The organism is Paludibacillus litoralis (genome assembly GCF_037646705.1).
GTDB classification, from domain to species: Bacteria; Pseudomonadota; Alphaproteobacteria; order Rhodobacterales; family Rhodobacteraceae; genus Pikeienuella; species Pikeienuella litoralis.
Genome location: NZ_JBBHER010000005.1, coordinates 328,607 through 354,426 on the forward strand (window position 1 = coordinate 328,607; position 25,820 = coordinate 354,426).

The following is a 25,820-nucleotide window of genomic DNA, read 5'->3' on the forward strand; positions in this document are numbered from 1 at the left end:
CCGGGCGGCGCGCGCCCTGGTCTGGGGGCTTCAGCATGAAACTCATCGTCGGGCTCGGGAATGTCGGCGCGCGCTATGCGCGCACCCGGCACAATATCGGCTTCATGGCGGTCGATCTGATCGCGGAGGAGCACGGCTTTCAGCCATGGCGCCGGAAGTTTCAGGGCGCGGTCGCCGAGGGGCGGCTCGGATCCGAAAAATGTCTGGCGCTGAAACCGGCGACGATGATGAACCTCTCCGGCCAGGCCGTGGGAGAGGCGGTGCGGTTCCTCAAGCTGGACCCGTCCGACGTCATCGTCTTTCATGACGAGATCGATCTCGCCCCCTCCAAATGCCGGGTGAAGCGCGGCGGCGGCCACGCCGGGCATAACGGGCTTCGCTCGATCCATCAGCATATCGGGCCGCATTACGTCCGGGTCCGCATGGGGGTCGGCCATCCGGGGGACAAGGCGGCGGTGGCGAATTACGTCCTTCATGACTTCGCCAAGGCGGATGAGGCCTGGCTCCCCGATCTGCTCGCCGGGGTCGCGGCGGGCGCGCCGCTTCTGGCGGAGGGAGACGATTCCGGCTTCATGAACGCGGTCGCGCTTCGCGCCCGCCCGCAGCGCCAGAAACCTGAGCAGAAGCCTGAAAAGGCCGCGAGATCCGAGCCCGCCCCGGCGCCGAAGGCCGCGCCGGCCGCGCCGGTTTCGGATTCGCCCTTCGCGCGGCTTCTGGACCGGTTCCGGAAATGAGCGCCGAGGCCACCCTCGACGCGCGCGGGCTTCTTTGCCCGCTTCCGGTGCTGAAGGCGCGCAAACGCCTCGCGGCGCTCAGCCCCGGCGCGGTGCTGGAGGTGCTGGCCGACGATCCGGCGGCGGTGATCGACATGCCGCATTTCTGCGCCGAGCAGGGGCATGAGCTGCTGGACTCCACGCCCGGCCCCGGCGGCGCGACGCTCTACCGGATCCGCAAGGGCGGCTGACGGTCAGGGTTTGGCGCGGTCGCTCTCGCGCTTCCGAATGAAATCCGCGCAGGGGTCGCCCCGGTCGAAGGGCGCGGTGAAGATCGCGATGTCATAGGGCGTGTGAGGTTCGGTCTCGGCGCCGATCTCGATCATGCCGACGGAGACGACATCGAGCTCCGGCGCCGCGCGGCGGAGATAGACCGGCGCGCCGCGATCGGTTCGGGCGTGGCCGTTGCCGGTGATCAGCGCCGCCGGCGCGGCGCCGGCCTCGATCAGGCGCAGCGCGGCGTCGGCGAAGGCGGCGTCGCGGAGCCGCTGCGCCGCCACCATCCCGGGCAGCATCGCCGCCGGCAGCGCGCCGCAATGCGCGCGCTCCTGCTCGTCGAGCATGGCGGCGCGCATCGGCTCCGGCAGCGGCTCATCGAGCCCATAGCGCGCCGCGCCGTCGCCGAACGCCGCCGCCGCGCCGTCCTTCACCGCCGCCATGAGCGCGCTTCGCTCCACGCCGCCGCCGGCGATCCGGGCGCCCGGCGCCGCCGCGAAGATCGGCGCGTACATCTCCCAGGCAGGCCAGCCGGACTCGGCCCAGTCGAGCGCCGCGCCGAGATCGTCTCCGCTGGCGCGGGCCGCGTTCGCCGCCGCCTCCCGCGCCCGGGGAACCATCTCGAAGGCGAGCCCGCCCGGCGCCAGCGCGGCGACGATGCGCGCCTGGCGCTCGTGATGCGCCGGATTGTCGTGCCGCTCGCCGAGAATGACGATATCGGCCGCGCGGAGCCGCGCCAGCATCGCCGCCTCGTCCATCGCCGCTTCGCCGGCGCAGATGACGCCGATCGCCGGGGCGCAGGGCTCGGCCGGGGCGGCCGGCGCCGCGAAGAGGAGGACAGTGGCGGCCATGGCGAGGGCCGGATGGAGACGCGCTTTCATCCCGCGAAAATGCCCCCTCGGGGCTGAAAGTCCAGAGACCCGGCCCCGCGCGAGACCAATATCTCCCGATTAAGACTGACGTGGGGCGTATTGGTCCCTATATTGGGAGCGCTATGCCGATCATGCCGCGACGAGGCGGCGCAACAAGGTGAGGCCGCCGCGTGAAGATGCTCGCCTATGTCGTTCTGATACTGACCATTCTCACCGCGTCCTGCGCGGTGCTGGTGGCGGATCGCGACATGCCGGGCGCCGCCGCGGCGGCGACGGAATGAGCGCGGGCAAACGCTTCGGCGGCGCCCATTCGCCGGGCGCGCCGCCCGCCGCCGCGCCTGGCCGAACGACGTGGTTTTCAGGGCGAAAGGCGCGGGGGACCCCATGGCGGGTTCTCGGGCTCTATCTCGCGCCTTCGCCGCTGCTCGCGGCTGGAGCGTGGGCGATTCTGACCGGAGACCCGGCGCAGGCGCTCCTGGCCTGCGGGGGCTGGGCGGCGTTGATCTTCGCGGCGCGCCTGACCGGGGAGGGGATCAAGGCGGCGGCCGCCTATCATGAGCGCGTCATCGCCCGCCCGCCGGCGTTTCCGCGAAAACTGGTCGCGGCGCTTCTCACCGGCCTCATCGTCGCCGGGCTCTCCTTTTTCGGCGCCGGACTCGGCCCCGCGTCGGCGCTCTACGGTCTTCTCGCGCTCGGCGCGCATCTCGCGGCGTTCGGTCTCGACCCGATGCGCGCGAAGGGCGGGGCCGGGGTCTCTCCCGCCGCGCGCGACCGCGTGGCCTCCAAGCTCGATGCGGCGGAAGCCGTGATCCGGGAGACGGCGCAGGCGGCGGCCGGCCTCCGCGACCGCGCGCTCACCGACCGGGTCGACCGGCTGGCCTTCGCCGCGCGCGATATCCTGCGGGAGATCGAATCGGATCCGCGCGATCTGGCGCGGGCGCGGCGGTTTCTCTCCGTCTATCTGGTCGGGTTGCGGGACTCGACGGTCAAGTTCGCCGCCGCGCGGGCCAAGGGCGCGGCCGAGGGAACCCGGGGCGAATTCGAGGCGTTGCTCAAGGATCTGGAGACGACGTTCGCCCGCCAGCATGAGCGGCTGATGGTGCAGGACCAGACCGAGCTTGAAGTCGAAATCGAGGTCCTTCGGGACCGTTTGAAACAGGAAGGCGCGCTTTAGCGCCGCGATGGAAGGACTTGAAACAATGCCTGAATCCATCCGATCGAAAGCCGAGGCGGCGTCCGCGGAGGTGGAGCGGACCGTCGCCGCGCTTCCGCCTGAGCCCGCCGAGGAGAGCCTCGCCGTCGACCGGATGACCCCGGAGGAGGCGGCCAAGGTCGAGGAGTTGATCGGCGAGCTCGACATGAGCGACGCGCAGTCGATCATCCGTTTCGGCTCCGGGGCCCAGAGCGACCTGCAGACGATCTCCTCGGCCATGCTCGACGGCGTGCGCAACAAGGATGTCGGCCCGGCCGGGCGCTCGCTCCGCGAGATGGTGCTGAACATCCGCGGCTTCGACGTGGACGAGCTGGACCCGTCCCGCAAGCGGAGCTGGTGGGAGCGGCTCTTCTCCAAGGCGCGCCCCGTCGCCGATTTTATCGCCAAATACGAGGACGTGCGCGCCCAGATCGACGGCATCTCGGACGAACTTCTGTCGCATGAGAGCATCCTGCTGAAGGACATCAAGTCGCTGGACCGGCTCTATGAGTCCAGCCTCGAGTTCTATCATCAGCTCGCCTTCTATATCGCGGCGGGGGAAGAGAAGATCCGCCGGCTCGACGCGAACGAGATCCCCGCGAAAGCGGCTGAAGTCGAAGCCGCGAGCGAGGAGGACGGGGTGATGCGGGCGCAGGAGCTGCGCGATCTGCGCGCCGCGCGCGACGATCTGGAGCGCCGGGTCCACGACCTGAAATTGACCCGGCAGGTGACGATGCAATCGCTCCCCTCCATTCGCCTCGTGCAGGAGAACGACAAGAGCCTCGTGACGCGGATCAACTCGACATTGGTCAACACCGTTCCGCTCTGGGAGACGCAGCTGGCGCAGGCGGTGACCATCTTCCGCTCGCGCGAGGCGGCCGGGACGGTGCGGGAGGCGGCGGATCTCACCAATGAGTTGTTGACCAAGAACGCCGCGAACCTGAAGGACGCGAACCGCGAGGTGCGGCTGGAGACCGAGCGCGGCGTCTTCGATATCGAGGCGGTGAAGCAGGCCAACCGCACGCTGATCGAGACCATCGAGGAAAGCCTCCGCATCGCGGATGAGGGCAAGGCGAAGCGCGCCGCCGCCGAGAAGGACCTCCAGACCATGGAGGGCGAGCTGAAGGCGACCCTCGCCTCGGCGAAGGCCAGCCGTCAGGCTCCCCCCGCCTGATGCGGCCGGCGCGCGCATGTCTGATGGCGGCCGCGGGGGCGGCGCTGGCCGCCTGCGCCGCCGATGACGGCGCGCGCTACCGCGATTACGCGGCGATGCTGGCCGCCGACGGCGGGCTCAGGGCGGATTTCGATCCGGCCGACGCGCAGTTCAGCAACGCCGATCTCGCGGCGAATTTCGTGCGCATCGCGCTCTTTCGCGAGTATCGCCGCGACGGCGACGCCTTGGTGCAGGAGTTGACGCCGACCCGGATCAGCCGCTGGGAGGCGCCGATCCGGTTTCAGATCATCGGCGCCGGCGCGACGGCGGCGGACCGGGCCGAATACGCCGCCTTCGCCCGCCGGCTCGCGGCGCTGAGCGGCCTCGAGATCAAGGAGGCGGCGGCGGGGGAGACGCCCAATCTCTCGATCCTCATCATCGGCCCGGAGGAGCGGCGCGCCTTCGTTCAGGCGCTGGAGGAGGACGGCGCGGCGCGGCGGATGCCGCTGGTCCTGCAATGGGCGGGCGACATCTCCTATCCTTGCGTCGGCCAGGTCGGCTACCAGGATGTGGAGAGCGGCGTGATCAGCGGCGCCATGGTGATGATCAAGGCGGAGCTTTCGGACATGCTGCGCACGAGCTGCATCCACGAAGAGCTGACCCAGACGCTCGGCCTGATGAACGACGACCCCGAGGTCCGCCCGTCGATCTTCAACGACGATCAGGAATTTGCGTTGCTGACGAAACACGATGAATATCTGCTCCGCATCCTCTATCACCCGCGGCTTCGCCCGGGGATGACGGCGGAGGAGGCGCTGCCGCTCGTTCCGGGGATCGTCGAGGAGATCCGGCCTGGCGGCGCGGACGCGAGGGGGAACGGAAAGGGAGTGTGAGAGGTGGGATTCAAAGAGGCGATCTCGACGGTCTTCGGCAAGTACGCGGTCATCTCGGGGCGTGCGCGGCGCTCGGAATTCTGGTTCTGGGCGCTGTTCGTCTGGCTGAGCTCCCTCGCGATCTCGATCGTCGAGCACGTGATCGGGATCGGCCAGCCGATGGGCGGCGGCCCGCTCAGCGCGCTGTTCTCGCTGGCGCTGTTGCTGCCGAATATCTGCGTCGGCGGGCGCCGGCTTCATGACACCGGAAAATCCGCCTGGTGGTTGCTGATCGCGCTGGTTCCGGTGATTGGAATCATCGTGCTGATCGTCTTTTTCACGCAGAAGAGCGATGTCGGCGACAACGCGTACGGGCCGGACCCGCTCGCCGGCGAACGATCTTGAGAGTTTGATGAGGAAACGACCATGAGCCTCTGGGATAAGCTGACGGGCGAGTTCATCGATGTCATCGAATGGACCGACGACACCCGCGACACCATGGTCTGGCGCTTCGAGCGGCATGGAAACGAAATCAAATACGGCGCGAAGCTGACCGTGCGCGAAGGGCAGGCGGCGGTCTTCGTCCATGAAGGCCAGCTCGCGGACGTGTTCGCGCCCGGGCTCTATCAGCTCGAGACCAACAACATGCCGGTGATGACGACGCTCCAGCATTGGGACCATGGCTTTCAGTCGCCGTTCAAGTCGGAGATCTACTTCATCTCCACCCGCCGGTTTCAGGATCTGAAATGGGGCACCAAGAATCCGATCATGCTCCGCGATCCGGAATTCGGCCCGACCCGGCTTCGCGCCTACGGCACCTATTCGGTGCGGGTGAGCGACCCCGCGCTCTTTCTTCAGGAGATCGTCGGCACCGACGGCGAGGTGACGACGGAGGAGGTCACCTTTCAGCTTCGGAACGTGATCGTCGCGCGGTTCTCGAACGCGCTCGCCTCTTCGGGGATCGCGGCGCTCGATCTTGCGGCGAACACCGACGAGCTGGCGGAGATCCTGCGAAAGCGCATCGCGCCCGAGCTTGCGGCTTACGGCGTCGAGACGCCGGCGCTGATGATCGAGAACATCTCCCTTCCCGCGGAGGTGGAGAAGGCGCTGGACCGGCGGACCTCGATGGGCGTCGTCGGCGATCTCGGCCGCTACAGCCAGTTCCAGGCGGCCGAAGCGATGCGCGCCGCCGCCGAAAATCCGGGCGCCGCCGGCGGCGGCATGGGCGCCGGGATCGGGATGGGCATGGGAATGGGGCTCGCGCAGGGCCTGGGGCAGGCGGGCCCGTGGGGCGCGCGCGCGCAAGGCGGCGCCCAGCAGCCGCAATCGCCCGCCGCCGCGCCGCCGCCGCCGCCCCCGCCGCCGGAGCGGCTCTGGCATATCGCGGAGGCGGGCGCGACCAAGGGGCCGTTCGGGCGCGGCGATCTTGGCCGGATGGTCGAGGGCGGCGCCTTCAGCCGGGAGACCCTGGTCTGGTCTCCGGGCTATGACGGCTGGCGCCCGGCCGGGGAGGTGACCGAGCTGGCGCAGCTCTTCACCATCGCGCCGCCGCCGCCGCCGCCCGCCGCCGGGTGACGCCGGAATGAGCGCGCCCGACGCCGCCGCCCCGGCGCGATTCCCCTGTCATGAATGCGGCGCCGCCCTCGTCTACGCGCCGGGGGAGGCGGTCACCCGTTGCCCGTTCTGCGGCGCCGAGAACGAGATCGAGCCGCCGGCCGGCCCATGGGCCGCCGTCAACGCGGAGCGCGCGCTCGCGGAGCAGGATCTTCTTGGCGCGCTCGAAGGGGCGCTCGACGAAGCGGACATGGAGGAGACGCGCACCGTCCATTGCGATTCCTGCGGCGCGGATGTCGAGTTCGACGAGAAGACCCACGCCGGGCTCTGCCCGTTCTGCGCGTCGCCGATCGTGACCGAGACCACCGCGAACCGCCACATCAAGCCCAAGGGCGTGCTCCCCTTCGGGCTGACCGAGCGCGACGCGCGAAAGGCGATGATGGACTGGCTCGGCCGGCTCTGGTTCGCGCCGTCGGGCCTCAAGGAATACGCCCGCGCCGGGCGGCCGATGGAGGGGCTCTACGTCCCCTATTGGACCTATGACGCGAACACCCGAAGCCGCTATCGCGGCGAGCGGGGCGATGTCTATTACGTCACCCGTCAGGTTCCGGTGCAGGTGGACGGCAAGACGGTGATGCAGACCCGGCAGGTGCCGAAGATCCGCTGGTCGCCGGTCTCGGGCCAGGTCTCGCGGTTTTTCGACGACGTGCTGGTGCTCGCCTCGCGCTCGCTGCCGAAAAAACACGCGGACGGGCTCGGCCCGTGGGATCTCTCGGCGCTGCGCCCCTATCGGCCCGCGTTCCTCGCCGGGTTCCGGGCCGAGGCCTACACCGTCCCGCTCAAGGAGGGATATGGCGAGGCGCGCGCCATCATGGACCAGACCATCCGGCGCGACATCCGCTTCGCCATCGGCGGCGACCAGCAGCGGATCCATTCCGTCGAGACCGACATCTCGGACGCCACCTTCAAGCATATCCTGCTTCCGGTCTGGCTCGCGGCCTACAAGTTTCAGGGCTGCACCTATCGGTTTATCGTCAACGGGCGCACCGGCGCCGTGCAGGGGGAGCGGCCGTGGTCGCGCTGGAAGATCGCTCTGGCGGTGGTCCTCGGCCTCATCGCCGCCGGTGGAATCGGATATATGCTCCACGCCACCGGCGCCTTGCGGTGAGCGGCGGCGCGGCCTAGGGCTTCGGCCCGGAAAAGCGAAGGAGAGAGCGCGATGGAGCCGATGAGCGTTGCGGTGCTGGGATGCTCCGGCCGGATGGGGCGGATGCTGATCCGGGCGGTGGACGAGCAGGAGGGTCTCACCCTCGCCGGCGCGACGGAGCGGCCCGGCCATGACTGGGCCGGGCGCGACCTTGGCGAGGCGCTCGGCGGGCCGGCGCGCGGCGTCATCGTCGAGACCGACCCGCTCGAGGTCTTTGCGAGGGTGGAGTGCGCGCTGGATTTCACCGCGCCCGCAGCCGCCGTCGCCCACGCCGAATTCGCGGCTCAGGCCCGCGCGGTCCATGTGATCGGCGTCACCGGCTTTTCCGAGGAGCAGCTCCAGAAGATCGGCGCCGCCGCCCGCCATGCGGCGATCGTGCGCGCCGGCAACATGTCTCTCGGCGTCAATCTCCTGACCGCGCTGACCCGGAAGGTCGCCGCCGCGCTCGACGCCGATTACGACATCGAGATCGTCGAGAGCCATCACCGGATGAAGGTGGACGCCCCCTCCGGCACCGCGCTGATGCTGGGGGAGGCGGCGGCGGCCGGCCGCGGCGTCTCCCTCGACGCGGTCGCGGATCGGGGCCGCGACGGCATCACCGGCGCCCGCGAGCGCGGCCATATCGGCTTCGCGGCGGTTCGCGGCGGCGATATCGTCGGCGAGCATGACGTGATCTTCGCCGGGGAGGGGGAGCGGATCGTCCTCCGCCACATCGCGACCGACCGCATGCTCTTCGCCCGCGGCGCGGTGAAGGCCGCGCTCTGGGCGCGCGGCCGCGGCCCCGGCGCGTATGACATGCTGGACGTGCTCGGCCTCGACTGACCTGGGGAGACTGATCGGGCCGAGCCGCCCTCCGGGCCTCAGCGCCCGGTGTGGTGCGCCTCCTGAAGCTTGTAGACCGGGGTGTCGATCCCTTCCATCCGCGCCTTGATCTGGAGCGCGAGATAGCGCGAATAATAGCGCGACTGGTGCAGGTTGCCGCCATGCATCCAGAGCGCCTCCTGCTGGGTCGGCTTCCACATGTTGCGCTGCTCGCCCTCCCAGGGGCCGGGGTCCTTCGGGGTGTCGGAGCCGAGGCCCCAGCATTTGCCGATCCGGTCCGCCGTCTCCTGATCGATCAGATCCGCGACCCAGCCGTTCATCGAGCCGTAGCCGGTGGCGTAGACGATCAGGTCCGCCTCCAGCTTGCTCCCGTCCTCGAAGAGAACGCCATCCTCGACGATCTCCGACACCTGGCCGGCCTTGAGCTTGATCTCGCCGTCGATGACCAGCTGGCTCGCGCCCACGTCGATATAATAGCCGGAGCCGCGCCGCAGGTATTTCATGAAGAGGCCGGAGCCGTCCGCGCCCCAATCATGCTGGAACCCGGCCTTCTCGAGCCCGGCGTAGAACTCCGCGTCCACCTCCCGGATCTTGTCGTAAACCGGGATCTGGAATTCGTGCATGATCCGGTAGGGGAGCGAGGCGAAGATCGTGTCGGCCTTGTCCGTTGTCACGCCCGCCTCCACGGCGCGTTCGGAATAAAGATCGCCGAGCGCGATCTCCATCAACGGCTTCGAGCGGACGACATGGGTGGTTGAGCGCTGAACCATGGTGACGTCGGCCCCCGCCTCCCAGAGCGCGGCGCAGATGTCATGCGCAGAATTGTTCGAGCCGATGACCACCGCCTTCTTCCCCTTGTAGGCGTCGGGGCCGGGGTGCTTGCTGGAATGGTGCTGGTCGCCCCGGAATTTCTCCTTGCCGGGGAAGGCGGGGATGTTCGGCTTGCCCGAGACGCCGGTCGCCATGATCAGCTGCTTCGGGCGCAGCGTGATCTCCTCGCCGTCCCGCTCGACGGTGACCGCCCATTCCTTCGCCTTCTCGTCGTATTTCGCCGAGGTGCAGGTCGTGCCGCCCCAGTAGTTCAGCTCCATGACCCTGGTGTACATCTCCAGCCAGTCGCCGATCTTGTCCTTGGGCGCGAACACCGGCCAGTTCGGCGGGAACGGCAGATAGGGCATGTGATCGTACCAGACCGGGTCATGCAGGCAGAGCGACTTGTAGCGGTTGCGCCAGCTGTCTCCGGGCTTCTCGTTCCTCTCGATGATGATCGTCGGCACGCCAAGCTGGCGGAGCCGCGCGCCGAGCCCGATGCCGCCCTGTCCGCCGCCGATGACGACCACGTAGGGCTGGACGCTGTGGCCAAGCTCGGCCAGCTCCCTGTCGCGGTCCTCGCGCCAGTTCAGCCGGCCCCTGTCCGCGCCATGTTTCGCGCCGAGCGGACGGGCGTGGCCGAGCGGCTCCTCATGGCCCTTCAACTCGACCATCGTGGTCAGCAGCGTCCAGATCAGCCCGTCCTTCAGCCGGATCAGGCCGGAGCCGCGCGAGACCCCGGTCTCGAAGGTGATCCACGCGGTGACGACCCCGCCGTCCTCGGTCGCGGTCTCGCCCTCCGCGATCCTCCAGCCCGAGGGCCGCGTCGTGGAAAGCTGCGCCGTCAGCATGTCGCGAACCGCGCCGCGCCCCTCCATCGTGCGAATGTTCCAGGTGAACGAGACCAGATCCCGCCAGTAGCAATCCTCCTGAAACAAGGAGACCGCGCGCTCGACATCGGCCTTTTCGAGCGCATCTCCGAACCGGTCGAGAAATTCGCTCACCATGTCGTTGGTTGTCGTGTCCAGCATGTCGCTCCTCCATTTGCAGAGTTGGACGATGGCGCCGAATCTGGAGGTTGTATAGATGCAACTTAGCGGAATTTTCTCGGTGAGGTCTTGCGCCGACGGCGCGCCCTCCGCGCCCGGAATTGACGCCCGCGCCGCGATTCCGGCCCGGATGCGCGGCTTTCGAGACGGTCCGAGCTTGAAATCCGCCGCAGACTGGCGTTTCAAGAAGAAGGGGCCGCCGCCCGGGCTTTGGTATCGTCTGATGCGGCTCCGCGCGGGGCCTTTCGGAGTTGCACATGTCGATCACCAGCGCCGGCCCGTCGGCCGAAAGCCGTCCGCGCGCCGGGCGTTACGGCAAGACCACGATGGCGATTCTGCTGGCCGTCAGCGCGAGCCATCTTCTCAACGACATCATGCAGTCGCTCCTCACGGCGATCTATCCGCTTCTGAAGAGCAATTACGATCTGGATTTCGTCCAGATCGGGCTGCTCACGCTGACGTTCCGGGTCACCGCGTCGATGTTGCAGCCGGTGGTCGGCATGGCCACCGATCGCTGGCCGATGCCTTATTCGCTGCCGGTCGGCATGAGCTGCACCTTCTTCGGGTTGATCCTGCTCGGCAACGCCGCCCATTTTCCGATGCTGCTGACCGGCGCGGGGATGATCGGGCTCGGATCGGCGGTGTTTCATCCCGAAGCCACCCGCGTCGCGCGGCTCGCCTCCGGCGGGCGGCATGGGCTGGCGCAGTCGGTGTTTCAGGTCGGCGGCAATCTCGGCTCCGCGCTCGGGCCGCTGATCGCGGCCTTCATCGTCCTGCCGCTGGGGCAGGGCAGCGTCGCCTGGCTCTCGGTCATCGCCATGCTCGGGGTCTTCATCCTGACCAAGGTTGGCGCGTGGTATGCGCAGCAGGCGCGGCTGAACCGCGGCAAGCCGCGCGAAAGCCGGGCGCTGCCGCTGCCGAAGCCGCTGGTGGCGCAGGCGCTGCTGGTTCTGGTGGCGCTGACGGCGACCAAGAACATATACACCGCAAGCCTCTCAAGTTATTACACATTCTATGTGATAGAAGTGTTCGGCGTCAGCGTGCGGCATTCGCAGATCCTCCTCTTTATCTTCCTCGGCGCGACCGCGGCCGGCACCATCGTCGGCGGCCCGATCGGAGATCGGTGGGGCGCGCGCTTCGTGATCTGGTTCTCGATCCTCGCGGCGATCCCGTTCGCTCTGATGCTGCCATACGCCAACCTCTTCTGGACCGGCGTCCTGACCGCGGTGATCGGGTTGATCCTCGCCTCGGCCTTCCCGGCGATCATCGTCTTCGGGCAACAGCTGATGCCGGGCCGCGTCGGCATGGTCGGCGGCCTGTTCTTCGGCTTCTCCTTCGGTTTTGGCGGCCTCGGCGCGACCCTCCTCGGCGCGCTGGCCGACATCAGGGATATCGAATACGTCTACTGGGTCTGTTCGTTCGTGCCGTTGCTCGGTCTTCTGACCGTGCTGTTGCCGCGGATTCCGGCGGGAGACGATTAGGCCGCCCGCGCGCGGCCAGGGGCGGGCCGGGCGGCCTCGCGGTCTTTCCCTAGCGCGTCCGCGCCGCGCCGACCTTGCCGGATTCGGGCGTGGAGCCGGGCGGGGAGATGGCGAAAACCTTGCAGGAGCACGTAAAAGCGGCCATCGCCTCTTACAAATATTCGCGCCGCGTGCTTTTCATTGGCGCCATGCCCAGGACCGAAACCGGTGAGATCCGGCGATTCCGGCTTCGCGAAGGGTGACGGAAGGAGAGACAATGACCTGTGTTTTCATCCAGCTCCGCTGTGAACCGGGCAAGACCTATGCGGTCGCCGACGATATCTACGATCGAGAGATCGTCTCGGAACTTTATTCAACATCAGGAGATTACGACCTTCTGATGAAGCTTTACATTCCCGAAGGCGAGGATATCGGCCGGTACATCAATGAGAAGCTTCTGACCATACCCGGCATTTCGCGTTCGCTGACCACGCTGACGTTCAAGGCGTTCTGAAACAAAGAAGACTGACAGGAAGGTGAAACAATCATGAAACTCGGAAAGACACTCTCGCTCGCGGCTGCGGCGCTTGCGGCGACCGCGTTCGGCGCGCTGGCGGAGCCGGTGAAAGTCGGCATGATCACGACGCTCTCCGGCGGGGGCGCCGGGCTCGGAATCGACGTCCGCGACGGCTTCATGCTGGCGCTGAAGCAGGCGGGCTCGGATGTGGAGGTCGTCATCGCCGACGATCAGCGGAAACCCGACGTCGCGGTCCAGCTTTCGGATCAGATGATCCAGTCCGACAATGTCGACATCATGACCGGGATCATCTGGTCCAATCTCGCGATGGCGGTGGCGCCGGGCGCGGTGCGGCAGGGGAAGTTCTATCTGTCGCCGAACGCCGGGCCTTCGGCGCTGGCGGGGAAGGGATGCCACGAGAATTATTTCAACGTCGCATGGCAGAATGACAATCTGCATGAGGCCGCGGGCGCCTACGCCAGCACGGCGGGGTACAAGAACAGCTTCATCTTCGCGCCGAACTATCCGGCGGGGAAGGACGCGCTGACCGGCTACAAGCGCTTCTTCACCGGCGACTACGCCGGCGAGGTCTATACGCAGCTCGGCCAGACCGACTACGCCGCCGAGATCGCGCAGCTTCGCGCCTCCGGCGCCGATTCAGCCTATTTCTTCCTTCCCGGCGGCATGGGCATCGCCTTCATGAAGCAATATGCGCAATCCGGCGTCGACATTCCGTTGATCGGGCCGGCCTTCAGCTTCGATCAGGGCATTCTTCAGGCGGTCGGCGAGGCGGCGCTCGGTGTGAAGAACACGTCGCAATGGTCCAAGGACCTCGGGAATCCGACCAACGACGCCTTCGTCGAGAGCTTTCAGGCCGAGTACGGGCGCCTGCCGTCGCTCTACGCCAGCCAGGGGTTCGATACGGCCAACCTGATGCTTTCCGCATTGAAAGTGGCGCATCCCTCGGACGCCGACGCCTTCCGCGCGGCGCTTGAGAAGGCGGATTTCGCCTCGACCCGCGGCGACTTCAAGTTCGGCCCGAACCATCATCCCATTCAGGATATTTACGTCCGCGAGGTGATCAAGGAGGGCGATGTCTACACCAACAGGGTGATCGGCGTCGCGCTCGAGAACCACGGCGACGCCTACGCCGCCGATTGCAAGATGTAAGCCGGCCGATCCCGGCTTGACGCCGCCTCCGCCGATTTGCGGAGGCGGCGAATGGAAAATCGCGCATGTCCCCCATTCTCCTGATCGAGCAGGTTCTGAACGGACTTCAGTTCGGCGTCATGCTGTTTCTGATGGCGGCGGGGCTGACGCTGATTTTCGGGGTGATGGGGCTCATCAATCTGGCGCATGGCTCGCTCTACATGGTGGGCGCCTTCGTCTGCGCCGCGGTCGCCGCCGCCACCGGGTCGTTCTGGATCGGGCTCGCCGCCAGCCTCGCGGCGGCGGCGGGAACGGGCGCGCTGATGGAAATCGTGGTGATCCGCCGGCTCTATTCGCGCGGCCATCTCGATCAGGTGCTGGCGACCTTCGCGCTGATCCTCGTGTTTTCGGAGGCGACGCGCTGGCTCTTCGGCTCCTTCCCGCTCTATCTCGACCCGCCGGCGGCGCTGTCGGGGCCGGTGACGTTGCCGGGCGGGATCGAATACCCGGCCTACCGGCTCGCCATCATCGTGGCGGGAATTCTGGTCGCGGGCGGGCTCTTCCTCCTGATCGGCAAGACCCGCCTCGGGGTGCGGATCCGCGCCGGCGAGAGCGACCGGGAGATGATCGCGGCGCTCGGCGTCGATATCGACCGGCTTTACACGCTGGTCTTCGCGCTCGGCGCGGCGCTCGCCGGGTTCGCCGGGGCGATGGTCGGCGCGATTCAATCGGTTCAGGTCGGGATGGGCGAGCCGGTGCTGATCCTCGCCTTCGTCACGATCGTTATCGGCGGCGTCGGCTCGATCAAGGGGGCGTTGATCGGCGCGCTTCTGGTCGGGATGACCGACACGCTCGGCCGGTTCCTGCTGCCGGCGGCGTTCGGCGCGGTGATGGATCCCTCTGACGCGACGGCGGTCGGAGCGTCGCTCGCGTCGATGCTGATTTACGTCCTGATGGCGCTGGTGCTGATTTTCCGGCCGTCCGGCCTATTCGGGGCGCGGACATGAACCGGGAGCGGGCGCTTGACGCGGCGCTGCTCATCGCGCTCGCGGCCGTTCCTCTGGCGGCGCTGGCGATGGACGAGCCGTTCATCGTCACGCTTGCGACCAAGGTCGCCATTCTCGCGCTGGCCGGCGTCGGGCTCAATATCGCGCTCGGCCTTGGCGGGCTGGTCTCTTTCGGGCACGCGGCGTTTTTCGGCCTTGGAGGCTACGCCACCGGCGTTCTGGCCAGCCACGCGTTGAATTACGAGCCGCTGATGGAGACGCCGTTCCTGATCGAGGGGACGACGCAGATGCTGATCATCTGGCCGGTGGCGCTGGCGCTGTCCGGCCTCGCCGCGCTGGTGATCGGCGCGCTCTCACTCAGGACCAGCGGTATTTTCTTCATCATGATCACGCTCGCCTTCGCGCAGATGATCTATTATTTCGCCATCTCCTGGCCCGCCTACGGGGGGGAGGACGGGCTTTCGATCTATGTCAGGTCGGAGTTTCCGGGCTTGAACACGCTCGATCCGATCCAGTTCTTCGCCCTCGCTTTCGCGCTTCTCTGCCTTGCGCTGGCGTTTTCGGCGATGCTGGCGCGCTCGCGGTTCGGCCTCGCGCTCGCGGGGGCGCGGCAGAACGAGGGGCGGCTTCGCGCCGCCGGGATCGGGCCTTACGGCGTCCGCCTGACCGCCTTCGTCATCTCCGGGATGATCACCGGGCTCGCCGGCGCGCTGTTCGCCGACCTCAATCGGTTTGTCAGCCCCGCGATGCTGGATTGGCACACATCCGGCCAGATCCTGGTTTTCGTCATTCTTGGCGGCGTCGGCCGGCTCATGGCGCCGGTCGCGGGGGCGGGGCTCTATATTCTGCTTGAACACAATCTCGGCGGGTTGACGGAGTTCTGGCAATTTCCGTTCGGGCTTTTGCTTCTCGCGGTCGTGCTCTTCGCGCGCGGCGGGCTGATCGGGCTGTTGGCGGGGGGCGCGCGGCGTGGCTGAGCCGGTTCTGTCCGTCCACAATCTCCGGAAAAGCTTTGGCGCGCTCAAGGCCACGGATGGGGTGACGCTGGAGTTGCGGCCGGGGGAGATCCACGCGCTGATCGGGCCGAACGGCGCCGGAAAATCCACGCTCATAAAACAGATCGCCGGCGAGATCCGGCAGGACGGCGGCGAGATCCGGCTGGAGGGCGAAGAGATCTCGGCGCTTTCGACCCAGGCGCGGGCGCGGCGCGGTCTCGCGCGGAGCTTTCAGGTCTCGTCGCTGGCGCCGGAGTTCAGCGTTCTGCAGAACGTCATGCTGGCGGTGGCGGGCGCCTCCGGCCGCCGGCTCGGGTTCTTCCGCGATGCGCTTCGCGACGACGCGCTGATCGGGCCCGCCCGCCGCCACATCGCGCGCGCCGGGCTTGAGGGGCGCGCGCGCGCGCGCGCCGCCGACCTGTCTCATGGAGAGCGGCGCAGCCTCGAGATCGCGATGGCGCTGGCGCTGGATCCGAAGGCGTTCCTGCTGGACGAGCCGATGGCGGGAATGGGGCCGGAAGGCTCCGCCCGGCTCACGACGCTGCTCGCGGGGTTGCGGGCCGAAGCGCCGATCCTTCTGGTCGAACACGACATGGACGCGGTCTTCGCGCTCGCGGACCGGATCACCGTGCTGGTTTACGGCGCGGCGCTCGCCACCGGGACGGTGGCCGAGATCCGCGCCAACCCGGATGTCCGGCGCGCGTATCTCGGGGATGAAGACTGATGGCGCTTCTGGAGCTTGAGGCCGTCACGGCGTCCTATGGCGCCAGTCAGGCGCTTTTTGGCGTCGATCTTTCGGTCGAGGAGGGGAGCTGCCTTGCGCTTCTGGGCCGGAACGGCATGGGCAAGACCACGACCATCCACACGATCGCGCGGCTTTTGCCGCATCGAAGCGGGCGGATCGCCTTCGCCGGCCATGATCTCGGCTCTCTGCCCAGCCACCGCGCCGCGCGGCTCGGCATCGGGCTGACGCCGGAGGGGCGGCGCTGTTTCCCGAATCTGACGGTGGACGAGAACCTGATCGCCGCCGCGCGCCCCGGCCCCTGGGATCGGGCCGCGATCGGCGCTCTCTTTCCCCGGTTGAAGGAGCGCCGCCGCCAGCTTGCGGCCTCGCTCTCGGGCGGCGAGCAGCAGATGCTGAGCATCGCGCGCGCGCTGATGACCAATCCGCGGCTTCTGATGCTCGATGAAGCGACGGAGGGCCTCGCGCCCGTCGTCCGGCGGGAGATATGGGCGGCGATCCGGCGGCTGAAGGCGGAAACCGGCCTGACCATTCTCGTCGTCGACAAATCGCTGAAGGAGCTGAAGGCCATCGCCGATCGGTTCAGTATTCTCGAAAAGGGCGCGACGGTCTGGACCGGCGCCCCGGGCGAACTGACCGACGCTCTCGCCGATCGCTATCTCGGAGTCTGAGACCGGCGTTCAGTCATCCCGTCAGGAGTCGGCGCCCGCATTGCCCCTCGGCGGGCGGCGGGGCGGAGAACATCCTCCGGTCGCCCCGAGGCGAGCCGCGGACCGAGATCGAGGCGGCGGCGTTCACGCCCCGGCCTGAAGGGTCAGCGCCGCCGCCCCGGCAACCCGACGGGCAGGCCGGTATAGGGGCGCCGACGCGCGCCGGGAGCCCGGATCCGGGAGAGCGCCGCCGCCGGGCAGGCCAGAACGATCCGCGCCAACGGGTTCTCTCTCGCCCGCGCCTTGGCCTTTTCAAACCGCATCACGCCGCTGATTCTCCGATCCAGAAACGCCCATGTTCTTTCGGCGCCGTCGCTATGGTCGCCAAGCCAGTAGAGCAGCGTCGAAGAGTAGACGCCGGAGAGGATCGCGCGCTTCGAATACCAGTTGAAGTCTTCCGAAGTGTCGCCGAGCGCGCGCCAGATCGTATCCGCGGTGCCCCAGATCAGCCGCGCGCCCTCAGCCGCGTTCAGAGGAAGCGAAAAGAGCGTCGCGGCGCGGCGCACGGCCTCTCGATGGCGCCCGGCGATCTCGATCCGGGTCCGGACCAGCTTCGCCACCCGCTCGCTGTAGCGGAGCGCGGTGAGATCCGTCTCGTTCGCGATGCGGATCAGCTCCGCGTCGCCCGCCCGGTGGAAGGCGACGGCGAGGTCGAGCCCCCGGCGCGGCGCGGCGGCGCGGGCGCTCGCCTCGTCCACGCCGCTATCCTTGAGCGCCGCGCGCCAGGTCACGTCGGACCAGCCGTCGAACGGCGCATGGAACAGCGCGGCCTCCATCAGTTTCGCGCGGGTCTCGGCGAGATAGTCCGGTTCAGTTCGGGTCTCTTCGGTCATCGACGTCTCCGGCGGTGGACAGGTGCGGCTTCATTGCCTATATAGCGCGCTCCTGCAAAAACCGAAACTCGAACACTGGAAAGGTGGTGACGTAAGTGCAGGTTCTGGTTCGCGATAACAATGTCGATCAGGCGCTTCGCGCGTTGAAGAAGAAGATGCAGCGCGAGGGTATCTTTCGCGAGATGAAGCTTCGGCAGCATTATGAAAAGCCGTCCGTAAAACGGGCGCGCGAGAAGGCTGAGGCGATTCGCCGGGCGCGCAAGCTCGCGCGCAAGAAGGCGCAACGCGAAGGCGGTCTCTGATCGCTTGACGTGACCGCTCGGGTCGGCCCGCTCAGGCGGCCGGCCAAAAGACAGGACGCTGACGCGTCACGCCCCCGGGGATCTGTTTCTCGGGGGCTTTTTCTGCGCAGGTGGCGGAATGGACTATCTTTCTGGTACCATTCATGATGCACGAGTGGAATGAGGAGTGAAAATGAACGGTGATCGGGGGCCGTTGGTGAGCGGGGCCATGCTGGCGCTGGCGCTGGCGCTGATCCTCGCGGCGCATGGGGTCAATCGGCAGCCGGGCTGGTCGCTTTTCGCCGTCTATATCTACTGGTTTTGCCGGATGGGGATGACCTATCTGCTCATTGTCGGAATCTACGCCGCGCTCACACAGGCGATGACCGAGCGCTCCTCCCCCTTCGTTCGGCTGGGGTTGGCCGTTTGCCTTTCATTCCCTCCATTCGTGATGGCTGTGACGATGCTTGACGTGGCCATCGGCGGCGTCGCCTTGCTGGATGCGGGGCCGGACATGCTGATCGGGCGGTTGGCGATCGAGGCGGCGTCGCTGATCGACAATCACCTGACGACCTCGGCGTTTCTGCTCGCGCCCTATTTGCGGAGCGCGGTGTTGAAAAAGACGCAGCCGCCGGCGCATGCGGCATCGCCGTCGGACGACGCTCCTGTCGCCGCCCGCGCGCCCGCAGCCGCCGACCCGGCGGAGGAAGCGGCCGAAGAGCCCACGCCCACGCCACAGCCTCAGGCGACGCCGGAGCCAGAGACCGAGCCGGAGCCTGAGGCGCCGGGTCTTCTTCTGGCGGCTCAGCCGCGGGTCAGGGGCGAACTTCTCGCCGCCGAGGCGCAGGAACATTACGTCAAGTTGAAAGCCACCGAGCAGGGGGGCATGGCGCTTTATCGGTTCGGCGACGCGGTGCGTGAGCTTGGCCGCTATCAGGGCATGCAGATTCATCGGTCCCATTGGGTTGCGGACAGCGCCGTCGTCGCCCTGATCGGCAAACGGGGGGCGTTGAAGCTGGAGTTGGTCACCGGGGAGATCGCGCCGGTTTCCCGCCGCTACGAACTGGAGGTCGAGGCGCGGTATGGCGACCGGGAGCGGCGGTCGGACTGAGCGCGCAGCCGGGCGAGGGGGCGCGGGGGGCGTGAGCGGCGCCCGGCGGCGGCGCGTTCATGGTCGCCGCGCCATCAAGCCTGCGCCCGAACATCCGGCGCCCGGACATGGAGCGGCGCCGCTCCGCAGGCGCAGCACTTCCTGTGCCGTTTTGATCGCGCCAGCAACCGTCCGCGCAAGGGCCGGGGGCGCAAACGGAACAAGGCCCGGAGCATGTCGCTCCGGGCCTTGCGTTTCAGCCTGCCGCACGACCTGTGTGGCGAGCGTCACTCCATCGCTTTGACCACGTCCTCGCACATCTTCTTGGCGTCGCCCAGCAACATCATGGTCTGGTCCATGTAGAAGAGCGGATTGTCGATGCCGGCGTAGCCGGAGGCGAGCGAGCGCTTCACGAAGAGCACGGTCTTGGCCTTCTCGACGTCGAGAACCGGCATGCCGGCGATCGGCGATTTCGGATCCGACTTGGCGGACGGGTTGGTCACGTCGTTCGCGCCGATGACGAAGGCGACGTCGGCCTGACTGAAGGCCGAGTTGATGTCGTCCAACTCGAAGACCTCGTCATAGGGAACGTTGGCCTCCGCAAGGAGCACGTTCATATGACCAGGCATCCGGCCCGCGACCGGGTGGATCGCGTATTTCACGTCGACGCCATTTTCCTTCAGCTTGTCGGCCATCTCGCGCAGCGCGTGCTGCGCCTGCGCCACCGCCATGCCGTAGCCCGGCACGATGATGACGGACCCGGCGTTCTGCATGATGAAGGCCGCATCGTCGGCGGAGCCGCGTTTGACCGGCCTCTGCTCTGCGCCCCCGTCGCCCCCGCTCGCCGCGTCTTCGGCGCCGAAGCCGCCGAGGATGACGGAGACGAAGCTCCGGTTCATGCCCTTGCACATGATGTAGCTGAGGATGGCGCCCGAGGACCCGACGAGCGCGCCGGTGATGATCAGCGCCATATTTCCGAGGGTGAAGCCGATGCCGGCCGCCGCCCAGCCGGAATAGGAGTTCAGCATCGAGATCACGACGGGCATGTCCGCGCCGCCGATCGGGATGATGAGAAGAAACCCGAGAATGGCCGCGGCGACCGCGATGATCCAGAACCAGGCGACGTTCTGCGTGGTGATGAGAAGAATCACCATGACGATGAGCGCGAACGCCAGCGCGAGATTGATCAGGTGCCTGCCGCCGATCGTGATCGGCGCGCCCGACATCCGCCCGTCAAGCTTCGCGAAGGCGATGACCGATCCGGAGAACGTGATCGCGCCGATCGCGACGCCGAGGCTCATCTCGATGATCGAGCCGGTGTGGATCGCGCCGACAGTGCCGATGCCATAGGCTTCTGGGCTGTAAAACGCCCCGGCGGCGACAAAGACCGCCGCGAGGCCGACGAGGCTGTGAAACGCCGCGATGAGCTGCGGCATCTTCGTCATTTCGATCCGCTTGGCGATGGTCGCGCCCACGCCGCCGCCGATGACGAGGGCGAGCAGGATCAGGGCCCAGCCGCTGAACCCGGCCGGCGGAAACACGATCAGGGTGGTGACGACCGCGAGCGCCATGCCGATCATGCCGAAGCGGTTGCCTTGCCGGGATGTCGTCGGGTGACTCAGGCCGCGAAGCGCGAGGATGAAAAGAACGCCCGCGACGAGATAGGCGAATGCTGCGAAATTTGCCATCTATCCGCCCCTCAGCTTTTCTTCTTGTACATGGCGAGCATGCGTTCGGTGACGAGGAAGCCGCCAAAGATGTTCACCGAGGCCAGCGTCAGCGCGATCACGCCGAAGATCGGCGTCCAGCCGCTGGCGAGATGCGTGTCGACCCCGACGGCGACCAGCGCGCCGACCGCGATGACCGAAGAGATCGCGTTGGTGACCGACATCAACGGCGTGTGGAGCGCCGGCGTCACCGACCAGACCACATAATAGCCGACGAAACAGGCGAGGATGAACGCCGAGAAATAGAAAACGAAGGGAGAGATCCCGCCTTCATGCGTGGCCGTCTCGACGAGGCCCTCAGGGGCCGCCGCCGCCGCGGTCGCCGCCAGATCGGCGACCTTCTGGCTGGCCGCGGCCGCAGCCTCGGCCGCGTTTTGCAGGGAGTTCAGAAGCTCTGACATGCGTTCATTCCTTCGTGCCGGTCAGTTGCGGGTGGATGACGGCGCCGTCCTTGGTCAGACGGATGCCCTTCACCAGCTCGTCTTCATCGTCGAGCGCGAAGCCGCCTTCGCCGAAGAACTGGGCGAGGAAATTGAAATGGTTGCGCGAGAACAGCGCGGACGCGTCCGCGGTCAGGCGGCCGGGGAGATTGGCGAAGCCGAGAATGGCGACGCCGTTATCCGTTATCACGGTTTCGCCGAAGACCGCGCCCTCGACATTGCCGCCCTGCTCGACCGCCAGGTCGACGATGATCGAGCCGGGTTTCATCGAGGCGACCATCGCCTTGGTGACGAGGATCGGCGCCTTTCGGCCCGGAATGAGGGCGGTGGTGATGACGATATCCTGCTTGGCGATATGGCCGGCCACCAGCTCGGCCTGCTGCTTCTTGTAATCGTCCGACATTTCCTTGGCGTAGCCGCCCGCCGTCTGCGCGGCGGCGAATTCCTCGTTCTTCACGGCGATGAACTTGCCGCCGAGCGAGGCCACCTGCTCCTCCGTCGCCGGGCGCACATCCGTGGCGGTGACGATGGAGCCGAGTCGGCGCGCGGTCGCGATCGCCTGAAGGCCGGCGACGCCGACGCCCATGACGAACACCTTGGCGGGGGCGATGGTGCCCGCCGCCGTCATCATCTGCGGCATGGCGCGGCCATAAGCGTTCGCCGCTTCGATCACCGCCTTGTAGCCGGAGAGGTTGGATTGCGACGAGAGAACGTCCATCGACTGCGCGCGGCTGATGCGCGGCATGAACTCCATGGCGAACGCGTCGACGCCCTTTTCGGCGAGCGCGTCGGTCAATTCCCGGTCCGCGTGCGGCGCCATGATGCAGAGCAGCTTCTGCCCCTTCACGAAGCTCTTCGTCTCCGCCTCGGTCGGGCGCAGGATCTTCAGGACGATATCGGCGCCTTTCAACGTCGACGGGAAGGTCTTCGCGATGCTCGCGCCCGCCGCCTCGTAGGCCGCGTCGGGGAACGAAGCGCCGTCGCCGGCGCCGGACTGCACCACGACCTCCGCCCCGAGCCCGATGAATTTCTTCACCGTTTCGGGGACGGCGGCGACGCGGGTTTCATTCTCCCGGGATTCCTTGGGGATGGCGATTTTCATTGATGTCCCTCTGTCGTCATCATGGCGCCCGTGGCCGGTCGGATGAGCGCGTTTTGGTTCAGGTGCCGATGATCGCCAGGAAGATCAGGGTCGCGACGGTGATCGCCACAAACCAGATCCCGCCCTTTATGACCATGGCGTAGGTCCGCTTCTGTTCAGTGATGTCCATTTCGCCCGGAACATAATCCGACATTGACGCCCTCCTTCGATGTGTTCCCCCATGCGGATAGCATAGGCGATTTCGCGCTGCATCGGCTTTCTGCACAATCGATCCGATCAACGTGCTCAAAACGCGCGAAGAAAGTGATGAATGCGCGGGATTCCGCCGGAATTGCGCTGACGGGCGCCGGGGGGCGTTCAGCCTCGCGGCGAATCCCGAAACCGGCGCCATCTCCTTCGCAATGGCGATTCGTCCGCGGAATCAGCGCCTTTCGCCGCGCGGCGCGGCGACGCGTTCGCCCGGACGCGGCCCGGTCCGCCGCTCCGCCGCGGGCCGGATCGCGCGCGCCGCGCCGCGGCTCGAAAGCGCGCGAGTCATCCATAGACCGTTCGTGGCAACCAGGTGATGATTTCCGGGAAGATCATGCAAAGCGCCAGCCCGAGAAACTGGATGGCGAGGAACGGCAAAGCCGAACGGAAGATATCGCTCATCGGAATGGAGGCCGGCGCGACCCCGCGGAGATAAAACAGGGCGTAACCGAATGGCGGCGAGAGGAAGCTCATCTGCATGTTGACGAGATAGAGCACGCCGAACCAGAGCACGAGGTCGCTCGGGTTATCCAGCCCGAACGCCTCCGCGCCGAGCGCCTTGATGACCGGCACGAAAATCGGCACGGCGAGAAGCAGGATCCCGACCCAGTCGAGGAACATGCCGAGGATGATCAGCAGGATCTGCATGACGATCAGGATGCCCCAGGGCCCGAGCCCGGTGGCGGCGAGGCTCGCCTGAACGAACTCCTGACCGCCTTCGAGCACATAGAGGCCGACGAAAATCGTCGCGCCGAACATGATCCAGAGCACCATGGACGTGGCCTTGAGCGTCGTGATGCAGGCCTCGCGCACGGTCGGCCAGTCCAGCCGGCGATGAATCGCGGCGACGATGAACGCGCCGAACGTGCCGATGCCCGCAGCCTCGACCGGGGTGGCGACGCCGCTGAAGATCAGGCCGAGGACCACGATGATCAGGATGATCGGCGCCGCCATCCTGCCGATGAGCCGCATCTTTTCGGCGCTGCTGACCCGGTCCTCGACCGGGATCGGCGGTCCGAGCTTGGGATTGATGTAAGAGCGCAGCGTCACATAGAGGATGTAGAGGCCCGAAAGCATGAGCCCCGGAATCACCGCGCCGATGAAAAGCTCACCAACGGATTGTTCGGCCACGACGGCGTAGATGATCGCCAGGATCGAGGGCGGGATCAGGATGCCGAGCGTGCCGCCGGCCATGATCGAGCCCATGGCGATCTTCGAATCGTATTTGCGCGCAAGCATGGCCGGCAGCGCGATGATGCCCATGGTCACCACCGCCGCGCCGATCACGCCGACCATGGCGGCGAGGATCGTCGACGCGATGATCGTCGCCGACGCCAACCCTCCCTTGAGCCCGCCGAGCAGCTTGTAGATCACATCGAACATCTCGCCGATGAGCCCCGCGCGTTCGAGCATCGCCGCCATGAATATGAAGAGCGGAATCGCCGAGAGCTGATAGTTGGTCATCATCGGGAAGATGCGGCTCGGCACGATGTTCAGAGTGTTGGCGTCGCCCAGGATGAACAGGAACACGCAAGCCAGCCCGCCGGTGACGAACGCCAGCGGCATCCCCGCCATCAACAGCACCAGGAGGCTGCCGAACATCAGCAGCGTCAGAATTCCGATTGGAATCTCGATACCCATTTCCGCTACCCCCGAACCAGCGTGCGAATGTCTTTTCCGACCTTCGAGACGCCCTGAAGCAGCAGCAGCAGGCCGCCGACCACCATCGCCCACTTCATCGGCCAGAGCGGGACCTCCCACTCGTTGAAGCTGGTCTCGCCCCAGCGGATGGCGGGGTCGGTGAACTGGCCGAGATCGAAGCGGGAGATCATGTCGGCCGTCGAGATCTGACCTCGCGCCCACTCGGATAGAAGGCCGTTACCGTTCGGGACCGCGAGAGCGTCCATGGCGAAAATCCACGATGTCATCAGCAGGGTTCCTGCGAAGATAAAGAAAAAGATCGACGTCAGCAGGTCGACCACGGCTTTCCTGCGCGGCGACAGCGGAGCGTAAAAGATGTCGACGCGCACATGGCTCTCGGTCAGCATCGCATAGGCGCCCGAGATCAGGTATTGCATGCCGAACATCAGGTACATGCCCTCATGGGCCCAGTTCGTCGGACTGTTGAACACATATCTTGCGATCACCTCATAGTAGTAGACAAACACGGCGATCACGCACCAATAGGCCACGAACTCCCCGGTGAAGAGCGATAGCCGGTCGATGAAATTCTCCGCGCGCTCGGCGTCGGTCTCCGACGACTCGGCCCCCACCGCGTGTTCGAGATCGGGGTTGGGGATCTCTTCCTCGTCATCGACGATGCCGGCGTTCGCCCGCCGGACCAGCATCGGCATGAGGACGGCGTCGATCGCGATCAGCGCGAGAAGGACGTAAAAGGCGTAGCCGGCGGCGCGCTTCCAGAATGCGCGCTCCGACGCGGCGGCGTCGGCCAGCGGCCTCGCCTCGGCCAGCGTGGCGCTGGCCTCCTCCAGCTTTTTCGGGCCGGTGAGCAACGTGTCCTGGGCGCGCTTCAGCTTCTTCTCGGCGCTGAGGCGCTTGAACGTCCCTTCTTCGCTGGCGGCCACGGCCGCCTCCAGCTCCGGCAAGCTGGCGCGCGCGCTCTCGACGCGAGGGGCCTCGCGATCAACGACGCGTTGAGCCATGTCGGCCAGGTTGGTGGCGTTCGAGTAGGCGGAGCGCGCGTGAGTCGCCGCGCTGTTCGTGTACAGGATGAAGATGAAAACCGGGATGAAAACGATTCCCAGCAGGCTCTTCAGATAGAATCGATGAAGCCCGATGATGCCGCCGGTGAACAGGATCATATACCCGAGCCATGAAGAATATCGTCGCTCCGCCGGCCTGGGTCTGCGGGCGAGATACATGGCGATGGCGGGAAAGACGACCAGCCCGATCAGGTAGAGCCAGTGGGGCAGCGAGAAGCTGAGGCCAGGCATGCGGCGATCCTGTCTGTTTGAGATATATGCGCGGTCAGGGGCGG

General features: G+C 66.9%; 27 protein-coding genes. 18 read left to right on the forward strand and 9 right to left on the reverse strand.

Annotated elements, in window-relative coordinates; all coding sequences use genetic code 11:
- Positions 1-35: 35 nt before the first annotated feature.
- The gene (gene pth / locus WG921_RS10710; protein ID WP_340109222.1) at positions 36-734 is read left to right on the forward strand and encodes an aminoacyl-tRNA hydrolase; all 699 of its coding nucleotides are present in this window, start codon (positions 36-38) and stop codon (positions 732-734) included.
- Positions 731-964, forward strand: coding sequence for a sulfurtransferase TusA family protein (locus WG921_RS10715; protein ID WP_340109223.1), 234 nt, complete (start codon positions 731-733; stop codon positions 962-964). Before pth ends, WG921_RS10715 begins: the two co-directional genes overlap by 4 nt.
- A 3-nt stretch (positions 965-967) precedes the next feature.
- On the opposite strand, the gene WG921_RS10720 is transcribed toward WG921_RS10715, so the two are convergent.
- On the reverse strand, positions 968-1,840 hold the full coding sequence (locus WG921_RS10720) for a ChaN family lipoprotein (protein WP_340109224.1): 873 nt from the start codon (positions 1,838-1,840) through the stop codon (positions 968-970).
- A 298-nt stretch (positions 1,841-2,138) separates the two neighbouring features.
- On the opposite strand from WG921_RS10720, the gene WG921_RS10725 reads away from it, so the two are divergent.
- Genes WG921_RS10725 through dapB form a run of 7 tightly spaced genes read left to right on the forward strand, consistent with a single transcriptional unit; the run spans position 2,139 to position 8,661 of the window.
- Positions 2,139-3,035, forward strand: coding sequence for a 5-bromo-4-chloroindolyl phosphate hydrolysis family protein (locus tag WG921_RS10725; RefSeq protein ID WP_340109225.1), 897 nt, complete (start codon positions 2,139-2,141; stop codon positions 3,033-3,035).
- A gap of 25 nt (positions 3,036-3,060) precedes the next feature.
- Positions 3,061-4,227 (forward strand): toxic anion resistance protein, encoded by a 1,167-nt coding sequence (locus tag WG921_RS10730; RefSeq protein WP_340109226.1) that lies wholly within the window; start codon positions 3,061-3,063, stop codon positions 4,225-4,227.
- A 23-nt stretch (positions 4,228-4,250) separates the two neighbouring features.
- Entirely contained in the window at positions 4,251-5,099 is an 849-nt protein-coding gene (locus tag WG921_RS10735) for a DUF2927 domain-containing protein (RefSeq protein ID WP_340109227.1), read from the forward strand.
- Positions 5,100-5,102: 3 nt separating this feature from the next.
- Entirely contained in the window at positions 5,103-5,483 is a 381-nt protein-coding gene (locus WG921_RS10740; RefSeq protein ID WP_340109228.1) for a DUF805 domain-containing protein, read from the forward strand.
- 21 nt (positions 5,484-5,504) lie between these two features.
- A complete protein-coding gene (locus WG921_RS10745) occupies positions 5,505-6,653 on the forward strand; it encodes an SPFH domain-containing protein (protein WP_340109229.1) in 1,149 nt (382 codons plus the stop codon).
- Positions 6,654-6,660: 7 nt separating this feature from the next.
- Entirely contained in the window at positions 6,661-7,800 is a 1,140-nt protein-coding gene (locus WG921_RS10750; RefSeq protein ID WP_340109230.1) for a TFIIB-type zinc ribbon-containing protein, read from the forward strand.
- A 51-nt stretch (positions 7,801-7,851) separates the two neighbouring features.
- A complete protein-coding gene (gene dapB, locus WG921_RS10755) occupies positions 7,852-8,661 on the forward strand; it encodes a 4-hydroxy-tetrahydrodipicolinate reductase (protein WP_340109231.1) in 810 nt (269 codons plus the stop codon).
- 38 nt (positions 8,662-8,699) lie between these two features.
- On the opposite strand, the gene WG921_RS10760 is transcribed toward dapB, so the two are convergent.
- Positions 8,700-10,502, reverse strand: a complete 1,803-nt coding sequence (locus WG921_RS10760) for an NAD(P)/FAD-dependent oxidoreductase (protein WP_340109232.1) — start codon at positions 10,500-10,502, stop codon at positions 8,700-8,702.
- 275 nt (positions 10,503-10,777) lie between these two features.
- Here WG921_RS10760 and WG921_RS10765 point away from each other — a divergent pair, with 275 nt between their 5' ends.
- The 7 genes from WG921_RS10765 to WG921_RS10795 all read left to right on the forward strand — a co-directional run bounded on the left by WG921_RS10765 (position 10,778) and on the right by WG921_RS10795 (position 17,061).
- Entirely contained in the window at positions 10,778-12,001 is a 1,224-nt protein-coding gene (locus WG921_RS10765; protein ID WP_340109233.1) for an MFS transporter, read from the forward strand.
- A 256-nt stretch (positions 12,002-12,257) separates the two neighbouring features.
- Complete coding sequence (locus WG921_RS10770; protein ID WP_340109234.1) at positions 12,258-12,494, forward strand: Lrp/AsnC ligand binding domain-containing protein; 237 nt, start codon at positions 12,258-12,260, stop codon at positions 12,492-12,494.
- Positions 12,495-12,527: 33 nt separating this feature from the next.
- On the forward strand, positions 12,528-13,667 hold the full coding sequence (locus WG921_RS10775; protein ID WP_340109235.1) for an ABC transporter substrate-binding protein: 1,140 nt from the start codon (positions 12,528-12,530) through the stop codon (positions 13,665-13,667).
- Positions 13,668-13,732: 65 nt separating this feature from the next.
- Positions 13,733-14,653 (forward strand): branched-chain amino acid ABC transporter permease, encoded by a 921-nt coding sequence (locus WG921_RS10780; protein WP_340109236.1) that lies wholly within the window; start codon positions 13,733-13,735, stop codon positions 14,651-14,653.
- On the forward strand, positions 14,650-15,630 hold the full coding sequence (locus WG921_RS10785; RefSeq protein ID WP_340109237.1) for a branched-chain amino acid ABC transporter permease: 981 nt from the start codon (positions 14,650-14,652) through the stop codon (positions 15,628-15,630). The genes WG921_RS10780 and WG921_RS10785 overlap by 4 nt, the downstream gene beginning before the upstream one ends.
- The gene (locus WG921_RS10790; RefSeq protein WP_340109238.1) at positions 15,623-16,372 is read left to right on the forward strand and encodes an ABC transporter ATP-binding protein; all 750 of its coding nucleotides are present in this window, start codon (positions 15,623-15,625) and stop codon (positions 16,370-16,372) included. The genes WG921_RS10785 and WG921_RS10790 overlap by 8 nt, the downstream gene beginning before the upstream one ends.
- The gene (locus tag WG921_RS10795; protein ID WP_340109239.1) at positions 16,372-17,061 is read left to right on the forward strand and encodes an ABC transporter ATP-binding protein; all 690 of its coding nucleotides are present in this window, start codon (positions 16,372-16,374) and stop codon (positions 17,059-17,061) included. Before WG921_RS10790 ends, WG921_RS10795 begins: the two co-directional genes overlap by 1 nt.
- 143 nt (positions 17,062-17,204) lie before the next feature.
- Here WG921_RS10795 and WG921_RS10800 read toward each other — a convergent pair whose 3' ends face one another.
- On the reverse strand, positions 17,205-17,933 hold the full coding sequence (locus WG921_RS10800) for a COQ9 family protein (RefSeq protein WP_340109240.1): 729 nt from the start codon (positions 17,931-17,933) through the stop codon (positions 17,205-17,207).
- 95 nt (positions 17,934-18,028) lie between these two features.
- Here WG921_RS10800 and rpsU point away from each other — a divergent pair, with 95 nt between their 5' ends.
- Entirely contained in the window at positions 18,029-18,235 is a 207-nt protein-coding gene (rpsU, locus tag WG921_RS10805; protein ID WP_165102485.1) for a 30S ribosomal protein S21, read from the forward strand.
- 172 nt (positions 18,236-18,407) lie between these two features.
- On the forward strand, positions 18,408-19,325 hold the full coding sequence (locus WG921_RS10810; protein ID WP_340109241.1) for a LytTR family DNA-binding domain-containing protein: 918 nt from the start codon (positions 18,408-18,410) through the stop codon (positions 19,323-19,325).
- A 266-nt stretch (positions 19,326-19,591) separates the two neighbouring features.
- On the opposite strand, the gene WG921_RS10815 is transcribed toward WG921_RS10810, so the two are convergent.
- The 6 genes from WG921_RS10815 to WG921_RS10840 form a co-directional block, all read right to left on the reverse strand.
- Positions 19,592-20,992, reverse strand: coding sequence for an NAD(P)(+) transhydrogenase (Re/Si-specific) subunit beta (locus WG921_RS10815; protein WP_340109242.1), 1,401 nt, complete (start codon positions 20,990-20,992; stop codon positions 19,592-19,594).
- Between the two features lie 11 nt (positions 20,993-21,003).
- Positions 21,004-21,432, reverse strand: coding sequence for a proton-translocating transhydrogenase family protein (locus WG921_RS10820; protein ID WP_413788582.1), 429 nt, complete (start codon positions 21,430-21,432; stop codon positions 21,004-21,006).
- Positions 21,433-21,436: 4 nt separating this feature from the next.
- Positions 21,437-22,573, reverse strand: coding sequence for a Re/Si-specific NAD(P)(+) transhydrogenase subunit alpha (locus tag WG921_RS10825; RefSeq protein WP_340109243.1), 1,137 nt, complete (start codon positions 22,571-22,573; stop codon positions 21,437-21,439).
- A gap of 58 nt (positions 22,574-22,631) precedes the next feature.
- On the reverse strand, positions 22,632-22,766 hold the full coding sequence (locus WG921_RS10830) for an aa3-type cytochrome c oxidase subunit IV (protein WP_340109244.1): 135 nt from the start codon (positions 22,764-22,766) through the stop codon (positions 22,632-22,634).
- Positions 22,767-23,107: 341 nt separating this feature from the next.
- Complete coding sequence (locus WG921_RS10835) at positions 23,108-24,463, reverse strand: TRAP transporter large permease (protein WP_340109245.1); 1,356 nt, start codon at positions 24,461-24,463, stop codon at positions 23,108-23,110.
- Positions 24,464-24,468: 5 nt separating this feature from the next.
- Positions 24,469-25,776, reverse strand: a complete 1,308-nt coding sequence (locus WG921_RS10840) for a TRAP transporter small permease subunit (protein WP_340109246.1) — start codon at positions 25,774-25,776, stop codon at positions 24,469-24,471.
- Between the last annotated feature and the right edge of the window lie 44 nt (positions 25,777-25,820).

Coding starts and splice junctions, on each gene's coding strand:
- WG921_RS10795 (WP_340109239.1), top strand. CDS start 16,372: ATGGCGCTTCTGGAGCTTGAGGCCGTCACGGCGTCCTATGGCGCCAGT.
- WG921_RS10730 (WP_340109226.1), top strand. CDS start 3,061: ATGCCTGAATCCATCCGATCGAAAGCCGAGGCGGCGTCCGCGGAGGTG.
- WG921_RS10815 (WP_340109242.1), bottom strand. CDS start 20,992: ATGGCAAATTTCGCAGCATTCGCCTATCTCGTCGCGGGCGTTCTTTTC.
- pth (WP_340109222.1), top strand. CDS start 36: ATGAAACTCATCGTCGGGCTCGGGAATGTCGGCGCGCGCTATGCGCGC.
- WG921_RS10780 (WP_340109236.1), top strand. CDS start 13,733: ATGTCCCCCATTCTCCTGATCGAGCAGGTTCTGAACGGACTTCAGTTC.
- WG921_RS10725 (WP_340109225.1), top strand. CDS start 2,139: ATGAGCGCGGGCAAACGCTTCGGCGGCGCCCATTCGCCGGGCGCGCCG.
- WG921_RS10840 (WP_340109246.1), bottom strand. CDS start 25,776: ATGCCTGGCCTCAGCTTCTCGCTGCCCCACTGGCTCTACCTGATCGGG.
- WG921_RS10785 (WP_340109237.1), top strand. CDS start 14,650: ATGAACCGGGAGCGGGCGCTTGACGCGGCGCTGCTCATCGCGCTCGCG.
- WG921_RS10765 (WP_340109233.1), top strand. CDS start 10,778: ATGTCGATCACCAGCGCCGGCCCGTCGGCCGAAAGCCGTCCGCGCGCC.
- dapB (WP_340109231.1), top strand. CDS start 7,852: ATGGAGCCGATGAGCGTTGCGGTGCTGGGATGCTCCGGCCGGATGGGG.
- WG921_RS10800 (WP_340109240.1), bottom strand. CDS start 17,933: ATGACCGAAGAGACCCGAACTGAACCGGACTATCTCGCCGAGACCCGC.
- WG921_RS10760 (WP_340109232.1), bottom strand. CDS start 10,502: ATGCTGGACACGACAACCAACGACATGGTGAGCGAATTTCTCGACCGG.
- WG921_RS10830 (WP_340109244.1), bottom strand. CDS start 22,766: ATGTCGGATTATGTTCCGGGCGAAATGGACATCACTGAACAGAAGCGG.
- WG921_RS10715 (WP_340109223.1), top strand. CDS start 731: ATGAGCGCCGAGGCCACCCTCGACGCGCGCGGGCTTCTTTGCCCGCTT.
- WG921_RS10750 (WP_340109230.1), top strand. CDS start 6,661: ATGAGCGCGCCCGACGCCGCCGCCCCGGCGCGATTCCCCTGTCATGAA.
- WG921_RS10720 (WP_340109224.1), bottom strand. CDS start 1,840: ATGGCCGCCACTGTCCTCCTCTTCGCGGCGCCGGCCGCCCCGGCCGAG.
- WG921_RS10810 (WP_340109241.1), top strand. CDS start 18,408: ATGAACGGTGATCGGGGGCCGTTGGTGAGCGGGGCCATGCTGGCGCTG.
- WG921_RS10745 (WP_340109229.1), top strand. CDS start 5,505: ATGAGCCTCTGGGATAAGCTGACGGGCGAGTTCATCGATGTCATCGAA.
- WG921_RS10735 (WP_340109227.1), top strand. CDS start 4,251: ATGGCGGCCGCGGGGGCGGCGCTGGCCGCCTGCGCCGCCGATGACGGC.
- WG921_RS10770 (WP_340109234.1), top strand. CDS start 12,258: ATGACCTGTGTTTTCATCCAGCTCCGCTGTGAACCGGGCAAGACCTAT.
- WG921_RS10825 (WP_340109243.1), bottom strand. CDS start 22,573: ATGAAAATCGCCATCCCCAAGGAATCCCGGGAGAATGAAACCCGCGTC.
- WG921_RS10835 (WP_340109245.1), bottom strand. CDS start 24,463: ATGGGTATCGAGATTCCAATCGGAATTCTGACGCTGCTGATGTTCGGC.
- WG921_RS10775 (WP_340109235.1), top strand. CDS start 12,528: ATGAAACTCGGAAAGACACTCTCGCTCGCGGCTGCGGCGCTTGCGGCG.
- WG921_RS10820 (WP_413788582.1), bottom strand. CDS start 21,432: ATGTCAGAGCTTCTGAACTCCCTGCAAAACGCGGCCGAGGCTGCGGCC.